Source organism: Zobellella endophytica (assembly GCF_003012775.1).
Classification (GTDB): domain Bacteria; phylum Pseudomonadota; class Gammaproteobacteria; order Enterobacterales; family Aeromonadaceae; genus Oceanimonas; species Oceanimonas endophytica.
The window spans coordinates 611,868-630,183 of sequence record NZ_PXYG01000001.1 but is presented as its reverse complement, the minus strand read 5'-3'; the positions used below and the strand labels follow the sequence as shown (position 1 = coordinate 630,183).

General features: G+C 64.3%; 18 protein-coding genes. All 18 read right to left on the bottom strand.

Annotated features, from left to right (window positions below):
- Positions 1 to 57 precede the first annotated feature (57 nt).
- Complete coding sequence (locus tag C7H85_RS02800; protein ID WP_146140403.1) at positions 58 to 3,075, bottom strand: polymer-forming cytoskeletal protein; 3,018 nt, start codon at positions 3,073 to 3,075, stop codon at positions 58 to 60.
- Entirely contained in the window at positions 3,072 to 3,437 is a 366-nt protein-coding gene (locus tag C7H85_RS02795) for a hypothetical protein (RefSeq protein ID WP_245879541.1), read from the bottom strand. Before C7H85_RS02795 ends, C7H85_RS02800 begins: the two co-directional genes overlap by 4 nt.
- Positions 3,427 to 4,176 carry a prepilin-type N-terminal cleavage/methylation domain-containing protein gene (locus tag C7H85_RS02790; protein ID WP_106728178.1) on the bottom strand — a complete coding sequence of 250 codons (750 nt, stop codon included), beginning with the start codon at positions 4,174 to 4,176 and terminating at the stop codon, positions 3,427 to 3,429. The genes C7H85_RS02795 and C7H85_RS02790 overlap by 11 nt, the downstream gene beginning before the upstream one ends.
- Positions 4,173 to 4,709, bottom strand: coding sequence for a type IV pilus modification PilV family protein (locus tag C7H85_RS02785; RefSeq protein WP_106728613.1), 537 nt, complete (start codon positions 4,707 to 4,709; stop codon positions 4,173 to 4,175). Before C7H85_RS02785 ends, C7H85_RS02790 begins: the two co-directional genes overlap by 4 nt.
- The gene (locus tag C7H85_RS02780) at positions 4,699 to 5,247 is read right to left on the bottom strand and encodes a pilus assembly FimT family protein (RefSeq protein WP_106728177.1); all 549 of its coding nucleotides are present in this window, start codon (positions 5,245 to 5,247) and stop codon (positions 4,699 to 4,701) included. Before C7H85_RS02780 ends, C7H85_RS02785 begins: the two co-directional genes overlap by 11 nt.
- Positions 5,248 to 5,290: 43 nt before the next feature.
- Positions 5,291 to 5,854, bottom strand: coding sequence for a pilus assembly FimT family protein (locus tag C7H85_RS20215; protein ID WP_281257556.1), 564 nt, complete (start codon positions 5,852 to 5,854; stop codon positions 5,291 to 5,293).
- A gap of 111 nt (positions 5,855 to 5,965) precedes the next feature.
- Complete coding sequence (locus C7H85_RS02770) at positions 5,966 to 7,189, bottom strand: type II secretion system F family protein (protein ID WP_106728175.1); 1,224 nt, start codon at positions 7,187 to 7,189, stop codon at positions 5,966 to 5,968.
- The gene (locus C7H85_RS02765; protein WP_106728174.1) at positions 7,189 to 8,886 is read right to left on the bottom strand and encodes a GspE/PulE family protein; all 1,698 of its coding nucleotides are present in this window, start codon (positions 8,884 to 8,886) and stop codon (positions 7,189 to 7,191) included. Before C7H85_RS02765 ends, C7H85_RS02770 begins: the two co-directional genes overlap by 1 nt.
- On the bottom strand, positions 8,864 to 9,616 hold the full coding sequence (locus C7H85_RS02760) for a tetratricopeptide repeat protein (protein ID WP_106728173.1): 753 nt from the start codon (positions 9,614 to 9,616) through the stop codon (positions 8,864 to 8,866). The genes C7H85_RS02765 and C7H85_RS02760 overlap by 23 nt, the downstream gene beginning before the upstream one ends.
- Positions 9,613 to 11,253: a pilus (MSHA type) biogenesis protein MshL gene (mshL, locus tag C7H85_RS02755; RefSeq protein WP_106728172.1), complete on the bottom strand. Its 1,641-nt coding sequence runs from the start codon at positions 11,251 to 11,253 to the stop codon at positions 9,613 to 9,615. Before mshL ends, C7H85_RS02760 begins: the two co-directional genes overlap by 4 nt.
- Positions 11,250 to 11,564, bottom strand: coding sequence for a SctD/MshK family protein (locus C7H85_RS02750; RefSeq protein WP_106728171.1), 315 nt, complete (start codon positions 11,562 to 11,564; stop codon positions 11,250 to 11,252). Before C7H85_RS02750 ends, mshL begins: the two co-directional genes overlap by 4 nt.
- Positions 11,557 to 12,195: an MSHA biogenesis protein MshJ gene (locus C7H85_RS02745; RefSeq protein WP_106728170.1), complete on the bottom strand. Its 639-nt coding sequence runs from the start codon at positions 12,193 to 12,195 to the stop codon at positions 11,557 to 11,559. Before C7H85_RS02745 ends, C7H85_RS02750 begins: the two co-directional genes overlap by 8 nt.
- On the bottom strand, positions 12,192 to 12,770 hold the full coding sequence (locus C7H85_RS02740; protein ID WP_106728169.1) for a fimbrial assembly protein: 579 nt from the start codon (positions 12,768 to 12,770) through the stop codon (positions 12,192 to 12,194). Before C7H85_RS02740 ends, C7H85_RS02745 begins: the two co-directional genes overlap by 4 nt.
- Positions 12,767 to 13,630, bottom strand: coding sequence for an MSHA biogenesis protein MshI (locus C7H85_RS02735; protein ID WP_106728168.1), 864 nt, complete (start codon positions 13,628 to 13,630; stop codon positions 12,767 to 12,769). Before C7H85_RS02735 ends, C7H85_RS02740 begins: the two co-directional genes overlap by 4 nt.
- Positions 13,631 to 13,755: 125 nt before the next feature.
- Positions 13,756 to 15,456: a sodium:solute symporter family protein gene (locus C7H85_RS02730; protein ID WP_106728167.1), complete on the bottom strand. Its 1,701-nt coding sequence runs from the start codon at positions 15,454 to 15,456 to the stop codon at positions 13,756 to 13,758.
- Between the two features lie 10 nt (positions 15,457 to 15,466).
- Complete coding sequence (locus C7H85_RS02725) at positions 15,467 to 15,733, bottom strand: DUF4212 domain-containing protein (RefSeq protein WP_094040994.1); 267 nt, start codon at positions 15,731 to 15,733, stop codon at positions 15,467 to 15,469.
- A gap of 145 nt (positions 15,734 to 15,878) precedes the next feature.
- Positions 15,879 to 16,760 (bottom strand): AEC family transporter, encoded by an 882-nt coding sequence (locus tag C7H85_RS02720; protein ID WP_106728166.1) that lies wholly within the window; start codon positions 16,758 to 16,760, stop codon positions 15,879 to 15,881.
- A gap of 98 nt (positions 16,761 to 16,858) precedes the next feature.
- Positions 16,859 to 18,112: a D-amino acid dehydrogenase gene (locus C7H85_RS02715; RefSeq protein ID WP_106728165.1), complete on the bottom strand. Its 1,254-nt coding sequence runs from the start codon at positions 18,110 to 18,112 to the stop codon at positions 16,859 to 16,861.
- Positions 18,113 to 18,316 lie beyond the last annotated feature (204 nt).

Genomic DNA, 18,316 nt, shown 5'->3' with positions numbered 1-18,316 from the left:
GATGCCGGGGCGTTTTTATGGGCGGGCGGCCCGGGCGGCGGCCGGAACCGACTCGCCTCAGCGGATCACTTCCCGCCGGTTGAAGGTGCGATCATTGGCCCGCCTGCGTCCTTCTTCGAGGACCCTCAAGGTGCCGGCCGGGCTGGCCAGGGCCCCATCACGATAAGGCTGCAGCCAGAGCGGCGCCTCAACCTCCACCTCAACCTCGGTCGGCACTATATAGGGGGCCACCCGTATCGCCTGCTCGGCCACCGTCAGCGACAGCGCTGGCTGCAGCGCGGGGGCCACCGTCAGTGCCGCCGAGGGAGCCAGGGCGAAGGGCTGTTGCTCGTCTTTGAGCCGGGTATCGGTATCCGTCGAGTAGTAATAGAAGCGGGCGGCCATCTCGCCGGCCTCCCCGACCGCCAGTTCGGTGTCTTCCAGCACCAGGAAGCCATAGCGCAGCCTGTCCGACTCACCGGTCAGCGCCACCTGCCCCTGATCGCCGCCGGTCAGATCGTGCTCACCGATATCGAGACGCAACGGCAGTGCCAGGGACGTCTCGGGGAAAGGAGCCACCTTGGCGAACACCAAGGTGTCGTTGACCAGAGTTAGTCGATGCTGCCCCGCCGTCGGCTCGTCCAGCACATAAGCAATGGGTTCGTCGAGTTCCGCTTCCAACACCAGCTGGATATTGTCCTCCAGGCCACCGGCAAACTCGCCGCTATAGCCGGTCAGGTGACAGTCATCATCATCGTCCTGCCCCGCCGCACAGGCCCGGATGGTAAAGGCCGGCAACTGCTCGAACGCCACCGCCTTGCCGGCATGGGCCACCCCACCCCGTATTTGTCCCGTCCGGCTGTCGACAATCGCCAGTCGGGCCGGCACGGTACGGCCGATGGTGGCGGCATCCCCTTCGGTAACCAGGCCGGCGTCCTCACCGGGGATATAGCCGGCACGCCAGGACGAAGCCAGCACCCTGACCACTCCCACCTCGCCGGGTGTCGCTTCGAAACCTGAAAGGCCGTAGTCCCGGCTGAACAGGGTACGCTGACCGTTGCGCAATTGCAGACTGACCAAGGGGTTATCCAGCTGCCCGGCCAGCCAGTCCAGCGGCAGCGCCTCGCCGGTGCTGTCCAGGGCGGAGACGGCGAACCCCAGAGGCTCCCCGGCTACCGCCAGTACAGGACAACCCCTGCCGTGTTCCCCGTAGCTGAACCCCTGGTCACCGCCACAATCGGCAGCTTCTTCCACCCGCCAGGCCTTGGGCACGAAGGCAGCCTGGTCGGAAATCGGATCCGATCTGGAGCCATCCGCCCTGATTTCCCGGATGCTGAGCGACAACAGATCGGCCAGGGGATAACCGATGGTCGCCCCGGTGACCGGCAGGAGCAGGGTCTTGCCCTGGCCCGGGTAAAGGGTCTCGCTGTTACCCGGCCAGCTCAGGGTCAGGGGCGTGGCGCTGTCGCTGGAATTGTCATCGAAGCGCACTTCCACTTCCGCCTCGCCGCCTTGTGCCAGGCAACCGCCGCTCAGCCGCAGGGGCGCCGTATCGCCGGCATAACCGGTGTCGACGTCCAGCGTCAGGCTGCCGAAGCCGGTGCCATGGCTGCGACCATTGACGGTACAGCTCTGACGACCGTCCACGTAACACACCAGGTCATTGTCCGGCCTGGGATCGAGGTTACCCTTGCCCGTCGCCTGGTAACCAAGCACGAAGCGATAGCCGAGCCGATCGGCCTCCCTGGAAATATCCTGGCTGGCCTGCCCGACAAAGGCCCGGAACTTGTGCAGATCCCGCGATGGATGCCCCTGATTCTTGACATGTACGGTCGCCTCCCGGTCATACAGCAGCGAGCAGCCGGTGTCGGCGCAGGCCTTGACGGTCAGCAGGCTGCTGCAGCTGTTGAAATGAAGTTCATAATGGTCGACTCCCGCCGGCACCGCCGCCTCCAGCTCGCGGTAGATGATGGCCGAGCTGCCGTCCATCTCCAGATCCCCCAGGTTTACCGCGCCGTAAATTCGGGTCGCCCCGTCCATTTCCAGATCACCCTGGATATAGAGGTGGCCGTAAATGGCGGCCGAGCCGTCCAGATCCACCTCGCCGTCATCGCCGTCGTCGTCCCGCTCGCCATGCACCAGCAGCAGCAGGGCCTGGCCTTCCTGGCCCAAGACGGCGCTGCCTTGCAGCCCGATTTCGTCCCGGACCAAGATCCGGGTCAGGCCGTCCCCGCTCGGAAGCAGGCGGGCACTGCCGGCCAGCTCCAGCTCCTCGAACCAGTAGTCATCGCCGGGCTGATGCAGGCGGGCACTGCCCTCCAGCTTCAGCGTCCGGGCCTGTACCGCCCCATGCACCTCGCTGCTGCCGCCGATCACCACTTCGCCCCGGCTGTACAGATCACCGTGCCAGCTCAGGCCGCCGGTCAAGGCGATATCATGCTCCCCGTAGAACATCACGTTGACCCGGGAAGCCTCACTGCCCAGGGGCTCGCTGCCTGCCAGCGCCAACTGGTCCCGGACGTAGAGGTTGACGTCCCCCGGCGTGGTGACCACCACCTTGCCGCTGCCGGACAGGCTGAACGAGTCCACCCAGTAGTTGCCCGCTTCGAGGTAAAGTGTGCCGCTGCCACTGGCCGACAGCGAATCCCGTACCAGGGTGTCGCCATCGTTGGCAAGGTAGAGGCGACAACTGCCACCCACACTGACCTGACGGTAGGCGCTGTCGCGGTACGACAGGGTCCCCGAGCCGGTACAGACGGCGTCCTTGCTGCTTGTTGTGGTCTGAAACGCCGGCAGCGCCACCGGTGCATCATTGAAGGCGGGCAAGGCATAGCCCGGCCCGGTGGCACCGCTGAGCGCACAGGTCACGCCGTCGCAATGGCCCCGCAGGGTGCCATCGCTGCGCCGGAAATCCAGGTAGCCCGGTTTGTCGTTCATCACCCTGGCCCCGGTGATCGAGGTGCTCCAGTCCATCATCAATTCGCCATCGGCGGCGTGGCTCTGGGCCGCGTAGGGAAACAGCCCGGTCGGCGCATCGGCCAGGGCCGGCAAGGGAACAAACAGGCCGGCCAGCAGCATCATTCTGGTATTCATCATTCAATCACCTCGACCTCGATATGGCGTTGTACCGTCAGTGCTCCCGTGCTGCATCGCCCCCGGGCGAGCACCCTGACCTGGGTGATGCCGGCGGCGCTGACCGTGGCGGCGTCGGCCTCGGCATCGCAAGCGCCCAACGTGGCGGTGACGCTATCGATCTCTTCGATATCGGCAAGCAACTCGTAGACCTTGCGCTCCAGCACCGCTTCCGCCGCCAGCCGGGCCTGCAGCGCCTGCACTTCGTAAATCAGCCGCTGGCTGCTCTGTCCCGAGAGGGCGGCAATGCCCGCCATCAGCCCCGCCAGCAGCACTATCATGAATATTGCGCTGAGCAGCATGCTGCCCCGCTGTCTAGGGTTCATAACCCACCTGGATCTGGCTGGGGAGGACCAGCCTGCCGTCCCGGCCTTGCACCGACAGGGCCAGCCCCAGCAGTTGAATGGACTCATAATAGTCCGAAAAAGCGCTGTCCGTCGTGACCTGAGTCAACATCGGTTCGGCCGGGCCCCACCCTTCTTCGCCACGCTCCGAACGCCGCACCTCGCCACCGTCAATGCAGTAACGCACCTGTCGCCGGTGCAGCAGGGTATAACGTTCACCCGCCCCTTCCCGGACAAAGTGTGCCGGTGCCGGGAACGCATCGGCAAAGGGCAGCACCACCGGGACCGGCTCCTGGTCCGCCAGGGCAAAGACATTGGCCGGCGCCACGGTCGGATAGTCCTCCCAGGCGGCTTCGCCACTGTCCGCCCGCACCGCCAGGTCTATCCCCGCCATGGCCTGCCCCTGCAGTACCAGCGGCATGACGAAGTCGGCGCTGCCGTTCATCACCTGACCGCGGTACCGGCCCGCCGCCAGCACGGGCACAAAGGACAGGCAGCGATGGTCGTCGTTCAGATAGACACTCGGGCTGTAGGCCAGGCCGAGCTCGCGTTTCAGCCGCTCCAGCGCAAAACGCGCCGAGGCCAGCCCCTGGCTGCGCTCCGCCGCGGCCATGTAGCCACCGGCCATGCCGGCGATAAAACGGGTGCCCAGCAGCGCCGTGATGCCGATAAGCACCAGCACAATGACCAGCTCGAGCAGGGTAAATCCGCGCTGCCTCATCGGATGTTGTACCTGTTGAGCAGCAGCGAGAGTTCGCCGCTGCCGACCTGGCGCACGGTCAGCCGGATCTGTTTGTAGGGCTGACCCGCCTCATCCGTTTGCGGAGTCACACAGCTGGTCACCTGAAACCGGGAATACAGGGCCGTGTCGGGCAGGCCCAGATCGGCGGCCAGCCGAGTGCCCGCCACCGGGCTCGTGCACCAGTCGTGGAAATCGTCCACGTCGTCGAAGCGGGTGATGATGCCGCGATCGGCCTCGTGTTCGGTGCCGTAGCCGGCGGCCGCCGAGCAGACCCCGGCACCGGCGGTAATATCGCAACGCCGCTGCATGGCCGGGTTGTTCTGCGCATCGTAGGGCACCGCCAGGATCTGCTCGGCCAGGGCCTCGGCCAGGGACACGGCACGGAACTGGAACACCGGATCCAGCTGGCGCGGCTGGGCGGCAAAAAACAGGGTGACCCCCACCAGGGCGATGGCCAGGATCACCAGCCCCAGCACGAACTCCAGCAGGCTGAAACCCGGCTCAGGGCGCATGGACATAACCCTCGGTTTCCACCCGTACGGCCTTGCCGCCCACGGTGACGGTGAGGGGGGCGGCGAGGCGCACCGGGCCGCCGGAACGGTGCAGATAGGGCCGGCCCAGCCGGCTGTCGCCGCTCAAAAAACCGGGGTCCGCCGCCGGCCGGCCGAATTGCAGTACCAGCGGCAGGGCCTGGTCGGCACTGACGGCAATGTCGCGCCTGCCCAGGAAAAACCCCTGACGCTCGGCCTCGCCCAGGGCGTTGTCGTCCAGCAGGACCGCCGTATCGCAGCCGGATGAAAGCGAAAATCCGCTGGCGGTGATGACGACACGGCCACAGCGGCCCGTATCGGTACCGGGCTGCAGGGCGAGCGGATCGTTCATCGCCCGGAGCTGGGCCAGGCGCAGCAGGCCGACCAGGTTGTCGGCCTGCAGGCGTTCGTCAAAGGAAGAAGAGAGCGACAGGCGTGGCAGGGCCACCGCCGCCAGTATGCCGGCCAGCACCAGTACCGCCACCAGTTCAATCAGGGTAAAGCCGCGTTGGAGGAGCATAAGGATAAAAAAGGGCGGCCACGCCGCCCATTTAATGGCTCACTTAGCAGCCATTAGTAACAGCCGTTACACTGGCAGGATTATTAACGCCTGTCGCTTGTACATAAATGACTTCACACTGCTCGGCTTCATTATCACCAAAGCCACGAGCTCTTGGCGCAATTCTTAAGGTATTGGCTGTCTCAGTATTCAGGATATAGGATGAGGATGTATCTTGGTCATCTTCTGGAACATCAACATCTTGAAGCATCTCAAGGATACCGCCGGTAGTAGCAGCAGGGTAACCGAATAAGAAATTAACTCCATTAGTGCCATCAATAGCAACTACTTGAGCAACAGGTTCATCGTCCTCATCGGTTGTGTTCACATCCTGTCCAGCCAGAATGGCTTTTGTATTACCCAACGTCATTGCAGACTGAATAGAACCTCTGAGAGCATTAACATTGGCCTCATAGGCATCCCCTTGCAGGTTGATAAACCGTGGCGCGGCCACGGCGCCCAGGATGCCCAGAATAACGATTACAATCACCAGCTCGATGAGGGTGAAGCCCGCTGCTTTTTTCATATTTTCCCCATTTAAAATGTTATGCCTTTGTTGTTGATGCAATTATTTTCTTTATAAAAATAAGTAAGTTACCACCCGGGTATGATACGGGCCCGTTTTGGCCGGATCCAGCGCTTTTGGACAAAAAGCCAACATCCATAACATTTTTGTGGATTAGCGTCCCTGGGCCACATTGACCATGTCCCACATGGGGGTGAAGATGCCCAGCGCCAGGATCAGCACCATGATGGAGATAGCGACGATCAGGATGGGCTCGATCCTGGCGGTGAGGTTGGCGATGTCGTAATCCACCTCTTCCTCGTAGAAACGGCCGGCTTCCATCACCATTTCATCCACCCGGCCGGTTTCTTCCCCCACCCGGAACATCTGCAGGATCAGCGGGGTAAAGACGCCGCTGCGGGCGGCCACCGCCGACAGGCTGCTGCCCGAGGCCAGCCCCTCGCCCATGCCCAGGATGGCACGGGTCAGAAAGGCGTTGTCGGTGGCGCTGCCCGCCAGAGTGAGTACCCGGGTAATGGGCACGCCGGCGGCCAGCATCATGGCGAAGCTGCGGCAAAAACGCGCCAGCAGGATGCGCTTGACCAGCGGTCCCACTATCGGGATCCGCAGTTGCAGCCGGTGCCAGCGATAACGCCCGGCCGGCGTGGCGATATAGCGCCAGAGCAGCACCGCCGCCAGCGCCAGCGCCACCAGCAGATGGCCGATGTAGTTGACGAAGAAATGGGAGGTTCCCAGCAGAAAACGGGTAGTCCAGGGCAGCTCTGTGCCCATGCGGGCAAAAATGCCGCTGAACGCCGGGATCACATAGAGGTTGAGCACCGTCATCGCCGCTATCATCGCCAGGCACACGAACAGGGGATAGCGAATGGCGGCCTTGACCCGGCGGCGGGTATCCAGCTCCAGCTGGTAGTAATGGGCCAGTTGCAGGAAGGCCTGCTCGAGCTGGCCGGTGCTCTCGCCCACTTCCACCAGCGACACGAACAGCGAATTGAAAATATGGGGGTGGGCCGCCAGCGCATTGGCCAGGGTCTGGCCCTGATTCAACGCCTGGCCCACCTCGGTCAGCGCTTCACGCAGCACCTTGTTGTCGGTGGTGTCACCCAGCCCTTCGACGATGCGCAGTATGGGGATGCCGGCCCGGGTCAGGGAGGCGAACTGCCGGCTCAGGATCAGCAGCACCTCCGGCTTGAGTCCGCCCTTCAGGAACTGGCGCAGCTGCAGCCAGGTTTTCGTCCCCCTGCCCGCTTCGCTCAACTCGACCGGGATCAGCCCGGCATTGGCCAGGCTTTCCCCGGCGGCCTGGACGGAGGCGGCCTCCAGCCGGCCTTCATGCAGCTGCCCCTGCCGGTTGCGGGCCTTGTACCGGTAGAACGCCATCAGTCTACCCACTCCGCCAGCCGCAGCACTTCGGCGGCGGCTATCTTCCCTTGCAGCGCCAGCGCCAGCGCCGCCTGGGCCAGGGTCCTGAAGCCCGGCACGACGCCGACCAGGCCGTTGAAGGCCTCGATGTCCTGCTCGCGCAGGGCATCGGCCATCTCGTGGCTGATCTCCAGCCATTCATAGACGCCGATGCGGCCCTTGTGACCACTGTGGTTGCAGCTGGCGCAGCCCGGGGCCTGATAGAAATCCCCGCCGGCCACCGCCGGATCCAGGTGCAGCAGGAACTGGTATTCCCCTTCGTCCAGCCGGTGCGGGGTCTTGCAGTGCTCGCACAGCTTGCGCACCAGCCGCTGGGCCAGCACCGCCTTCAGGGTGCTGGCCACCAGGTAGCCGGGCACGCCCATGTCCATCAGCCGCACCGCCGAGCTGGGGGCGTCGTTGGTGTGCAGGGTAGACAGCACCAGGTGACCGGTGAGGGCCCCGCGCATGGCGATTTCGGCGGTTTCCTGGTCGCGCATTTCACCGATCAGCAGCACATCGGGATCCTGGCGCAGGCTGGTGCGCAGGATACGGGCGAAGGTCAGGCCGATCCTGGCGTTGACCTGTACCTGATTGATGCGCGACAGCCGGTATTCCACCGGATCCTCGGCGGTGATGATCTTGCGATCCGGGGTGTTGAGCTCATTGAGCGCACCGTAGAGGGTGGTGGTCTTGCCGCTGCCGGTGGGACCGGTCACCAGAATGATGCCGTTGGGGCTGGCCAGCCGGCGGCGAAAGGCCCGGAGCAGCTCGTCCGGCATGCCGGACTGCGCCAGGGTTCGCACCCCGCCGGACTGGTCCAGCAGCCGCAACACCACCGCCTCGCCGTGCTGCACCGGCATGGTGGCCATGCGCACGTCCACCGGGTTGTCCCTGATCCTGAGCTCGAACCGGCCGTCCTGGGGCAACCGGCGCTCGGCGATGTCCAGCCCGGCCATCAGCTTGAGCCGGGACACCAGCGCCGGGGCGATGCCCACCTCCTTCAGTTCGGTTTCCTGCAACAGGCCGTCCACCCGCATGCGCAGGCGGATCAGCGCCTTGTCCGGCTCGATATGGATATCGGAGGCCCCGACCTGCAAGGCATCCTCGAACAGGGAGTTGAGCAGCTTGGCCACGGTGGCATCGCTGTCGTCCAGGCCGGCGGCGTCCACCGCCGGCCGGCTGGGCGCGTGCTCCACATGCAGCTGCTCCGCCAGGTTGGCGATATCGTCGGTACGGCGGTAGAGCTGATCGTACAGTCCCAGCAGCTGGCCATGGGGCGCCACCGCCAGGCTGATCTCCCGCGGTGCCAGCAGGTTGCCGATGGCATCCTGGGTGTCGAGATCCGCCGGATCCGACAGCACCACCGTGGCCCGGGTGTCGTCCCCGTCGATCACCAGGGCGCGATAACGGCGGGCGTACACCTCGGACAGCAGCTTGACCGCCTGCTTGTCGATGCTGACCTTGTTCAGGTCGAGCAGCGGCAGATCCAGCTGGCGGGCCACGAAGCCCAACAGCTCCATCTCGCCGAGGATGCCCATCTGCACCAGCAGGGTGCCGATACGCCCGCCTTCCTGCTGTTGCTGCTGCAATACGGTGTCCAGTTGCCGGGCACTGATCACCCCGTGCTCGATCAGCAGCTCGCCGAGGCGCTTAGTGAGTTTGCGCTGTACCATGGTGCTCCAGTTGCTGTTCGACAAAACGTAACGAGGCATTGCCCAGATCGGCGCTGGCCAGCGCCTGCCGGTAGGAAGGGATAAAATCCTCCCCCAGCCGCTGCTGGCACAGACCGAGCGACAGCCACCAGGCCCCCACCCCCGACGACTGCGCCAGCAGCCGTTGATAGAGCACCACCGCCAGCGCGCAGCGGTCGCTGCGCCGGGCCATCTCCGCCTTCAGGCTGTAGTAGTCGAGGTGGGCGGCCAGCGGGGGGCTGATCTCGTCGAGTACCCGAAAGGCCGCGGCGTAACGGGCCTGCTCGGCCAGCAGCCGGGCCAGGGCCAGGCGCATGTCGGCATGATCCGGCTCCAGCTCCAGCCCCTGCTGCAGCAGTACCCGGGCCTGCTCGAGCGCCCCCCGGCCGAACTGCATGGCCGCCAGCCGCAAGCGGGTGTCGTGGGCATCGTGATATTCGGCCAGGGCCTGGGCCAGCCGGTATTCGGCCCGCGCCCAGTCGCCGGCGGCCAGGGCGCTGTCGGCCTGGCGATGGGCCTCGGCCAGCCGCTCGGCACGGCTGAGCGTAACCTCGGTGATGGTGAGCTCACCGCCGGCCGGCGGCAGCTCCACCATCAGATCGGCCCAGTCACCGTCGTTCCAGTTGTCGTTGAGGTCGTCGGCCTGGGTCGCCAGCCAGGCGGGCGACAACAGGGCCAGGGCCAGCCCCAGCAAATAGCGTTTACCGATCATAGGTTGTGGGTATCCGTCACGGGTCCTGAAATAGTTTCACTTGGATACCATTTCTCCAGCAAGCCGCGGGAACGCCGCAGCTCGGTCTGCCAGGTATTGTCGGTGACCACCACCGGGCGCAGCATGATCACCAGCTCGCTCTTGCGGGTGCTGGTGCTGCGGTTTTTGAACAGCTCGCCGAGCAGCGGAATGTCGCCCAGCAGGGGTACCCGGGTGTTCTGCTCGCTCTCGGTGGTCTGCATCAGGCCGCCGATGACGATCAGCTCCCCCGAGCGGGCCTCCACCACGGTGTCGGACTCGCGGATGCTGCTGCGAGCCAGGGGCAGGCGCACCACCTGGGCATTGCCGGCGCCGTCGTTGCCGAAATTGATCACCTTTTCCCGCTCCTCCACGCTGGTCACCGAGGGATGCACATGCAGCAGGATGCGGTTGTCGTCGGCGATCTGCGGGGTCACGTCGAGGGCGATGCCCGAGAAGAAGGGCGTCAGCTCCACCTCCGGGGTGGTGGTGGTGGAGGTCCCGGTGGTGGTGGTCACCGAAAAGTCGGTCACGAAATATTCGTCGGTGCCCACCTTGATCACCGCTTTCTGGTTGTTGCTGGCGGTGACCCTGGGGTTGGACAGGGTATTCACGTCACCCTGGGTCTCGAGCAGGCTGATCACCGCGCTGAAATTGCCGTCGCTGACCCGAAACAGGGCACCGCCGCCCAGCAGGTTGGCGATGGGGTTCAGGCCGATGGTGCCGGTCGGGTACTCGACCGCACTGCCGGCTGTCACCAGGGGCTGGCCGCCGCGGCTGGTGCTGGTGCCCGCGGTCAGGTTGCTCCAGTCGATCCCCTGTTCATAACCTTCGTTCAGCTCCACCTCGATGATGCGCGCTTCCAGCACCACCTGGCGCTTGAGCTGACGCTCGGCCTGCTGCAGGAACTCCTCGACCAGCATCAGTTCATCGGCGGCGGCGCGGACCGTCACCAGCCCGGCCTGGGGATTGGTGACCACCACCCTGCCCTGCTCGTTGCCGATCAGCCGGCTCAGGGCGTTTTCCAGATCGCTCCAGAAATTACTGTTGCCCCGGGTATTGATGCGGGTACCACTGTTGTCGGTCTGGCCGTCATCACCGGAGCCGGACAGGCTGCTGCCGCTGATCGCGGTCTGCGACAGCCCTTCCCGGCTCATCATCAGGTAGTCCACACTGAAGGTGCGGGTGCGCACCCCGTTGGGAAACACCTGATACACCCGCCCCCGCTGCTCTATGCCGTAGCCGTACAGGCCGGACACCGCGTCCAGTACCTCCGGCAGGGTGGCCTGGCGCAGGTTGAGGCTGATGAGTCCGCTTACTTCCGGGTGTACCGCGATGCTGATGCCCCGTTCGTTGCCCAGGGCGGCGAAAAAGCTGCGCGCCGCCACCTCGCTGGCGGCGATGTCGAAGCGTCGGCTGCTCTCGGGCCCGGCCACCAGCGGCCGAACCTCCTGCCGGGATAACAGCTCCCGCTCCACCGCCGCCGGCACCGGATCCGGGCGCAGGCGCAGCGCCTCGTCCAGGGCCGCCTTGGGTACACTGCCGTCCGGCACATTGACGCAGGCGGCCAGGGAGGCGCCGAGCAGCGCCACGGTAAAGGGTCGTTTGATCAGGATCATTGATTACTCAGGGTCACGAGTGAAGGGAATAACATCAGCTCCAGCCGGGCACCCCGGCCTTCCAGCAGGATGCGGTCGCGCTCGATGCGCAGCAGGCGGTAATCGGCAATCCGATCCCCCGGCCGGTAACGCTGGCCGTCCACGATGGCGCTGGGTGCCGCCCCGCCGATAAAGACCGCTTCCAGCCGGGGAAGGTATTCCCGGGACGCCGCCTCGGCGACCGGCTCCGCCGCCTCGGGCGACACGGGCCGGGTCGGATCCTGCAACAGGGGGGCCGAGCTCAGCATCAGCAAAACCAGGGTATTAACCACGCAACAGCTCCTTGTGTTGACTGATGGTAAAAAAATCGAGACGAATGACGCCCCGGGGGTACTGCTCCAGCTCGAACTCCAGGCGATGCCAGAAAATGCGGCCCGACAACCGCTCGAGCCGCTGCACATAATCCAGCAACTGCATGTAGCTGCCGCCGAGTTGCAGGCTCAGGCCATGGCGATACAGGGTTTCCCCCTCGTTCACCGTGACCGCCTGGGGGGGCTGGCTGGTCATCTGCCGGAGCTCCAGGCCCCCCTGCTGCTCCAGCACCGACAGCAGCAGGGCCGCCATCTGCTCCGGGCCGACCAGGGTGCGCATCCGGTTTTCCACGGTTTCGTTCAGGCTCGCCAGCCGGCGGTTGAGCCGTTCCAGCTGCCGGCGGTGATCAGTGCCGGACAGGCGGGCAATGCCCTGCTCCAGCTCCAGCCGCCGGGCCTGCTGGCCGTCCAGGGTCTGCCGTACTTGCCGCTGCTCCGCCATTCGGGCCTGGTAATGGTGCTGGACGGTCTGTTCGTACACCAGCAGCAACAGCCAGGCCAACAGGGCCCAGCCGGCGCACAGCAGCAGCCAGCGTTCGCGCCCGGTGCGGGCCATGAAGGCGCGTTCGAGCCGGTTTATCCATTGACTCATGGTGTCAGCCCCTCGCTCTGCAGGGTGAACAGCCACAGGCCCGGCTGTTGCTGCTGAATGCTCAGTTCACTGAAGGTCCGGCCCCGCAGGCCGCCGCCCGGGCCGAAACCCTGGATCCACGCCGGCACCGCCGCCCGCTGGCTGGCCTGACCGCGGATCACCATCCGCTGCCCGTCCAGGGTCAGTCCCTGCAGCGCCACGTCGCGCCAGGGGATGCTCGCCAGCTCGGTCAGGGTACCGGCGTAGGACACCAGCTCTTCCTGGCTGAGCACGCCCAGCAAGCGCTGGCGAGCACGGATATCCTGCTCCAGCCGTTGCTGCCGGCCGTCGTCCCGGCTCTGGTTGAGCAGGGCCAGGCTCTGCTGCAACCGCGCGATATCGGCCTGGCCCGAGTCCGCCGCCGCCCGCAGCTGCCGATTCTGCTCCGCCTGCCAGACGCTGTTCACGCCGGCATAGGCGCACGCCAGCAACCAGAGCAGCACCATGACCCCCGCCCCACGCAGGGCGAAGGCCAGGGTCGGCCGATCCCGATCCGGCCTGAGCGCCGGCTGGTAAAACTCGATGCGACCTTTCACTCGCCCCCCTCCCGCAATATGCCCACGGCCGGCAAGGCGACGGGAGGTAGCATGGCCGTGGTCAGGGACTCGGGCCGGAGGTCGAACACCTGGCCGATGGCGGCCTGCACCGCCGGCGTCACCCGCTCCGGCAGGGCCAGGTACCAGCGGTTGGGGGCCTGCAGCTTCAACTGCCCCACCGCGTAGTCGATGCTGCGCTGCAGCTCCAGCAGCAGGTTGTCGAACACGAACTGGTCGGTGGCGGCCTGCTCGTCGTCCAGTGCCTGGAAGCCGCGGATGGTACGGGAAAAGTGCCACTGCCCCTGGTGGATGAAGGTCAGGGTCAGCTCCTGACCGGGCGCCTTGTACAGCACCAGCCCCCGGACATCGGGCGCCGGCAGGTTGGCCATGGCCAGCTCGTCCACCCCGATGGTGGCGACGGTGCATGGCGTCACCGCCTTCACCAGGGCGGCCAGCCGCTCCCGCTGGCTGTAATAGACGGCGATGCGCGCCTGCCCCTGGGGATTGGGCGGCAACTCGATATAGTCGAACAGCAGGCGGTCGACCGGCTCGCTCACCAGCTCGCGCATGCACCAGGGTAGCGCCCGGGCCAGCTCCTCCTCCGGCATGGCGGGTTTTTCCAGCTGGACCTGCTGATACCAGTGCCGGCCGAGCGCAATATGCAGCCGGCGGCCCTGCCAGCGCTGCTCATGGAGCATCGCCGCCAACGCCTGCGGTGCATTTTCGCCGGCGGCGATCTCCCTTGGCACCAGCTGCTGCGGGGTCAGCTCGTCCACCGCCAGGATACGATCCTGCATCAGATACAGGCCGACCGAAGAGGTCGGCTTAACGGATTTAAACCAGGTGAAACCCAAGGACATTCGCACCGCACAAAAAATAAAAAGCCAGTATAAACAGATGAAAGCGGTTTATAAACAAACGACTAAGGCCAGCCAGGCAAAAGGGGCGCCAGCGCGCCCCTTTACTTCAGCCGGTTTGATTTTGATCAATGATCGTGAGCGGCACCGGCCCCTTTCGGAAAGCGGATGCTCTCCACCAGCTCCTGCACCTCTTTCGGGGTCTCGGTGGTCAGCTTGGCCACTACCAGCGACACCGCCAGGTTCACCAGCATGCCCAGGGTACCGATGCCCTCGGGGGAGATACCGAACCACCAGTTTTCGGGTACGCTGGCCGCCGGGTTGATGAACTTGAAGTAGATGATGTAGGCGGCGGTAAAGGTGATGCCGCACAGCATGCCGGCGATGGCGCCTTCCTTGTTCATCTTCTTGTAGAAGATACCGAGCACGATGGCCGGGAAGAAGGAGGCCGCCGCCAGGCCGAAGGCGAAGGCCACCACCTGGGCCACGAAACCGGGCGGATTGATGCCGAGATAACCGGCGCCGATCACCGCTACCGCCGCCGCCAGGCGCGCCGCCAGCAGCTCCTGCTTGTCGGTCATGTCGGGCTGGAAGCCTTTTTTCAGCAGGTCGTGGGCGATGGAGGTGGAGATCACCAGCAGCAGACCGGCCGCGGTAGAGAGCGCCGCCGCCAGGCCACCGGCCGCCAGCAGGGCCACCACCCAGTTCGGCAGGCGGCCGATTTCCGGGCTGGCCAGCACGATGATGTCCGGGCTGATGGTCATTTCGTTACGCTCGTCGCCGGCATAGAACATGCGGCCGTCGCCGTTCTTGTCTTCCCAGGCCACCAGGCCGGTCTTCTCCCAGTTGCCGACCCAGCCCGGGGCCTGCTCGGCGACCACGCCCTGACCATTGGCGCCGTTCAGGCCCTCGATCATGTTGGCGCGGGCGAAGGCGGCCACGGCGGGAGCGGTGGTGTACAGGAAGGAGATGAACAGCAGCGCCCAGCCGGCGGAGATGCGGGCATCGCGCACCTTGGGTACGGTGAAGAAGCGGATGATCACGTGGGGCAGACCGGCGGTGCCCACCATCAGTGCGGCGGTGATGAAGAACACATCGATGCCGGACTTGGTGCCCGAGGTGTATTCGGTGAAGCCCAGCTCCTGGGACAGGCCGTCCAGCTTGTCGAGCAGGTAGACGCCGTCGGTGGTCTGGCCGATGAAGCCCAGTTGCGGCACCGGGGTGCCGGTCACCAGCAGCGACACGAAGATGGCCGGCACCAGGAAGGCGAAGATCAGCACGCAGTACTGGGCCACCTGGGTGTAGGTGATGCCCTTCATGCCGCCCATGACCGCGTAGAAGAACACGATGGCCATGCCGATGACAACACCCAGGTTGATGTCCACCTCGAGGAAGCGGGAGAACACCACGCCCACGCCGCGCATCTGGCCGGCCACATAGGTGAAGGACACGAAGATGGCGCAGAACACCGCCACCATGCGCGCGGTCTGGGAGTAGTAGCGATCACCGATGAAGTCCGGCACCGTGAACTTGCCGAACTTGCGCAGGTAGGGGGCCAGGCACAGCGCCAGCAGCACATAGCCGCCGGTCCAGCCCATCAGGTAGACGCCGCCGTCGTAGCCGGCGAAGGAGATGATGCCGGCCATGGAGATGAAGGAGGCCGCCGACATCCAGTCCGCCGCCGTGGCCATGCCGTTGGCAATGGGGTGCACACCGCCGCCGGCCACGTAGAACTCGCCGGTGGTGGCAGCACGGGCCCAGATGGCGATACCGATATAGAGGGCGAAACTCAGCCCCACCAGAATAAATGTCCAGGTTTGGATATCCATGTCCTACCCCTTACGCTTCGTCAACGTTGTATTTCTTGTCGAGCACGTTCATTCGCCATACGTAGACGAAGATCAGCACCACGAACACATAAATGGAGCCTTGCTGGGAAAACCAGAATCCCAGTTTGGCGCCGCCGATGGTGAAGGCATTGAGCAGATCCACCAGTACAATGCCGAACAGGAAGGACACCGCAAACCAGATGGCCAGCAAGATGGCCATCAGCCGCAGGTTTTCACTCCAGTACGCTTTTGCTTTTTCCTGATTTTCGAACGCCATTCTCTTTCTCCTTGAATAGCCGAAGTCGGTTCGAGAATAACAGTAGCGCGTTAACAGGATGCTGAAACTTAGACTTTGGTATTAACTAATTATTAACAAAAATGAAACAATTGATGCCGGACATGCCGCCCGGCCGGAGGAAGATTCAGAGGTAGGTCAAGGTAAGATAGACCACCAACGGGATGGTGACCACCGACATGGCATTGCCGAGCAAGACGATGCTGGCCATGCGATCGGGCTGGCAGCGGTACTGCTCGCACAGCAGGTAGTTGAGCACCGCCGGCGGCAGCATCACCGACAGCGCCAGCAGGCGCAGCCAGTCGTTGCCGAGCGGCAGCAGCCAGGCCACCAGGGCGAAGCTGGCCGCCCCCGCCAGCAGGTAGGCGAGATTGACCCTGAACGCCATGCCCAGATCGCCGACCTCTCCACCCGACAGGCGCACCCCCAGGGCGAACAGCATCAGCGGCACCGCTATCTGGCCCAGCAGATCGGCGCTGGTATAGATGAATTCCGGCAGCATGGCCCGGTGATCCGCCAGCAGCACCCCCAGCATCGCCGCCCATACGTTGGGGTTTTTCAGCCATTGCCAGCGGCCCGCGTCCTTCGACAGGATAAAGAGCCCCAGGGAAAAGTGCAGCAGGTTGGACAGCACGAACAGAATGATGATGGCGCCCAGCTGATCGGCGCCATAGGCCAGCATCATCAGCGGAATACCGATATTGCCCGCGTTACGGAACATGCCGGCTACGACTAAAGTACGCCGCTCCAGACCACGGAACCGGAACAGGGCGAGCAGCAGGCCGGGCAAGACGATGGTGAGCACACCGGCCAGGATCAGCGGCCAGCTTTCGGTCACCGACACCGGGTTCTGGATCAGCGCCGAAAACACCAGCGCCGGGCAAAACACCACCACGTTGGCGAGGTTGACGAAGCCCATGTCCGCATGGCGCTGGCGGCGGCCGAAGGCAAAACCGACGGCCACCACGGCGAACACCGGCACCACGATATTGAGCAGGGTAAGAAACATAAGAAAGGACGGGGCCAAAAGACGCCAGTATGGCGCCTCGGCCCCGCCCTGTCCAGATGCCGGTCTTCACGCTTCCGGCTTCTGTCTTCCAGCTCAGGTCAGCCGTAGCGGCTGAAGGCCAGTCCCTGATCGTCGATTTCCGGCTTGTTGCCGCTGATCAGGTCGGCGATCAGCTTGCCGGAGCCCGGGCCCATGGTCCAGCCCAGGGTACCGTGGCCGGTGTTGAGCCACAGGTTCTTGTAGCGGGTGCCGCCGATGATGGGGGTGCCATCCGGAGTCATCGGGCGGAAGCCGGTCCAGAACGCTGCCTCGTCGACCTTGCCGCCTTCCGGGAACAGGCTTTTCACCGAGTGGGCGATGGTCTCGCGGCGGGCGCCGGGCAGGTCGCCGTTGAAGTCGGCCAGCTCGGCGGTACCGGCGGCACGGATACGGTTGTCGAAGCGGGTAATGGCCACCTTGAAGGTTTCATCCATCACCGTGGACTGGGGTGCATCTGCATCGTCCTTGACCTCGATGGTCAGGGAGTAGCCCTTCACTGGGTAGATCGGCAGGCGGATGCCCAAGGGGTTGAGCAGGAAGGGCGAATAGCTGCCCATGCACACCACCACCTGATCTGCGGTTTCCTGGCCGTCACCGGTCTGTACCCCGCGGATACGGTCGCCGTCGCTGACCAGGCCCTTGATCTCGGTGTTGAATTTGAAGGTCACGCCCTGCTCCCGGCACTTTTTCACCAGCGCCTTGGTGAACAGGTTACAGTCGCCGGTCTGGTCGTCGGGGAAGTGCAGGCCACCGACCAGCTTGTCCTTCACCCGCGCCAGCGCCGGCTCCCGGGCGATGCACTCGTCCACGCCGAGCATGGCATGAGCCACGCCGAAGTCCTGCAACACCTTGATGTCCTTGGCGGCGTCGTCCACCTGCTTCTGGGTGCGGAACACCTGCAGCAGACCCTTCTTGCGGCCTTCGAACGGCAGTTGCAGCTCTTGCTGCAGGGTGTTGATGCACTGGCGGCTGTATTCCGACACCCGCACCATGCGCGACTTGTTTACGCCATAGGATTTTTCGTTGCAATTGGCCAGCATGGACAGCATAAACCTCCACTGCGCTGGATTGAGACTGGGACGTACCTTGAGCGGGGCATGGTCCTGGAACATCCACTTCACCGCCTTCTGGGGAATGCCGGGACCGGCCCAGGGGGAGGACATGCCGAACGAAAGCTGGCCGGCGTTGGCGAAACTGGTTTCCTCGGCCGCATCGGGCTGGCGATCCAGCACCACCACTTCATGCCCCTGGCGGGCCAGATACCAGGCGCTGGTTACACCGACAACACCACTACCCAACACCAAAACTTTCATAACACTCCCCTATCAAGATGCGTAGACCGCGACAATATCATCTAAAAAATAAATAAAATCCAGAGTAATAAAAACCCTGAAAGTCACCGTCGTCAGCCGTGGTAAAGGCACGAAACAAGGGAGGTCTATCTTTATCTGAACAAGTTTTTATAGCCAGAATAATATTCCTGATATAAAAACATTTAAGGGATATTAAACCAATCT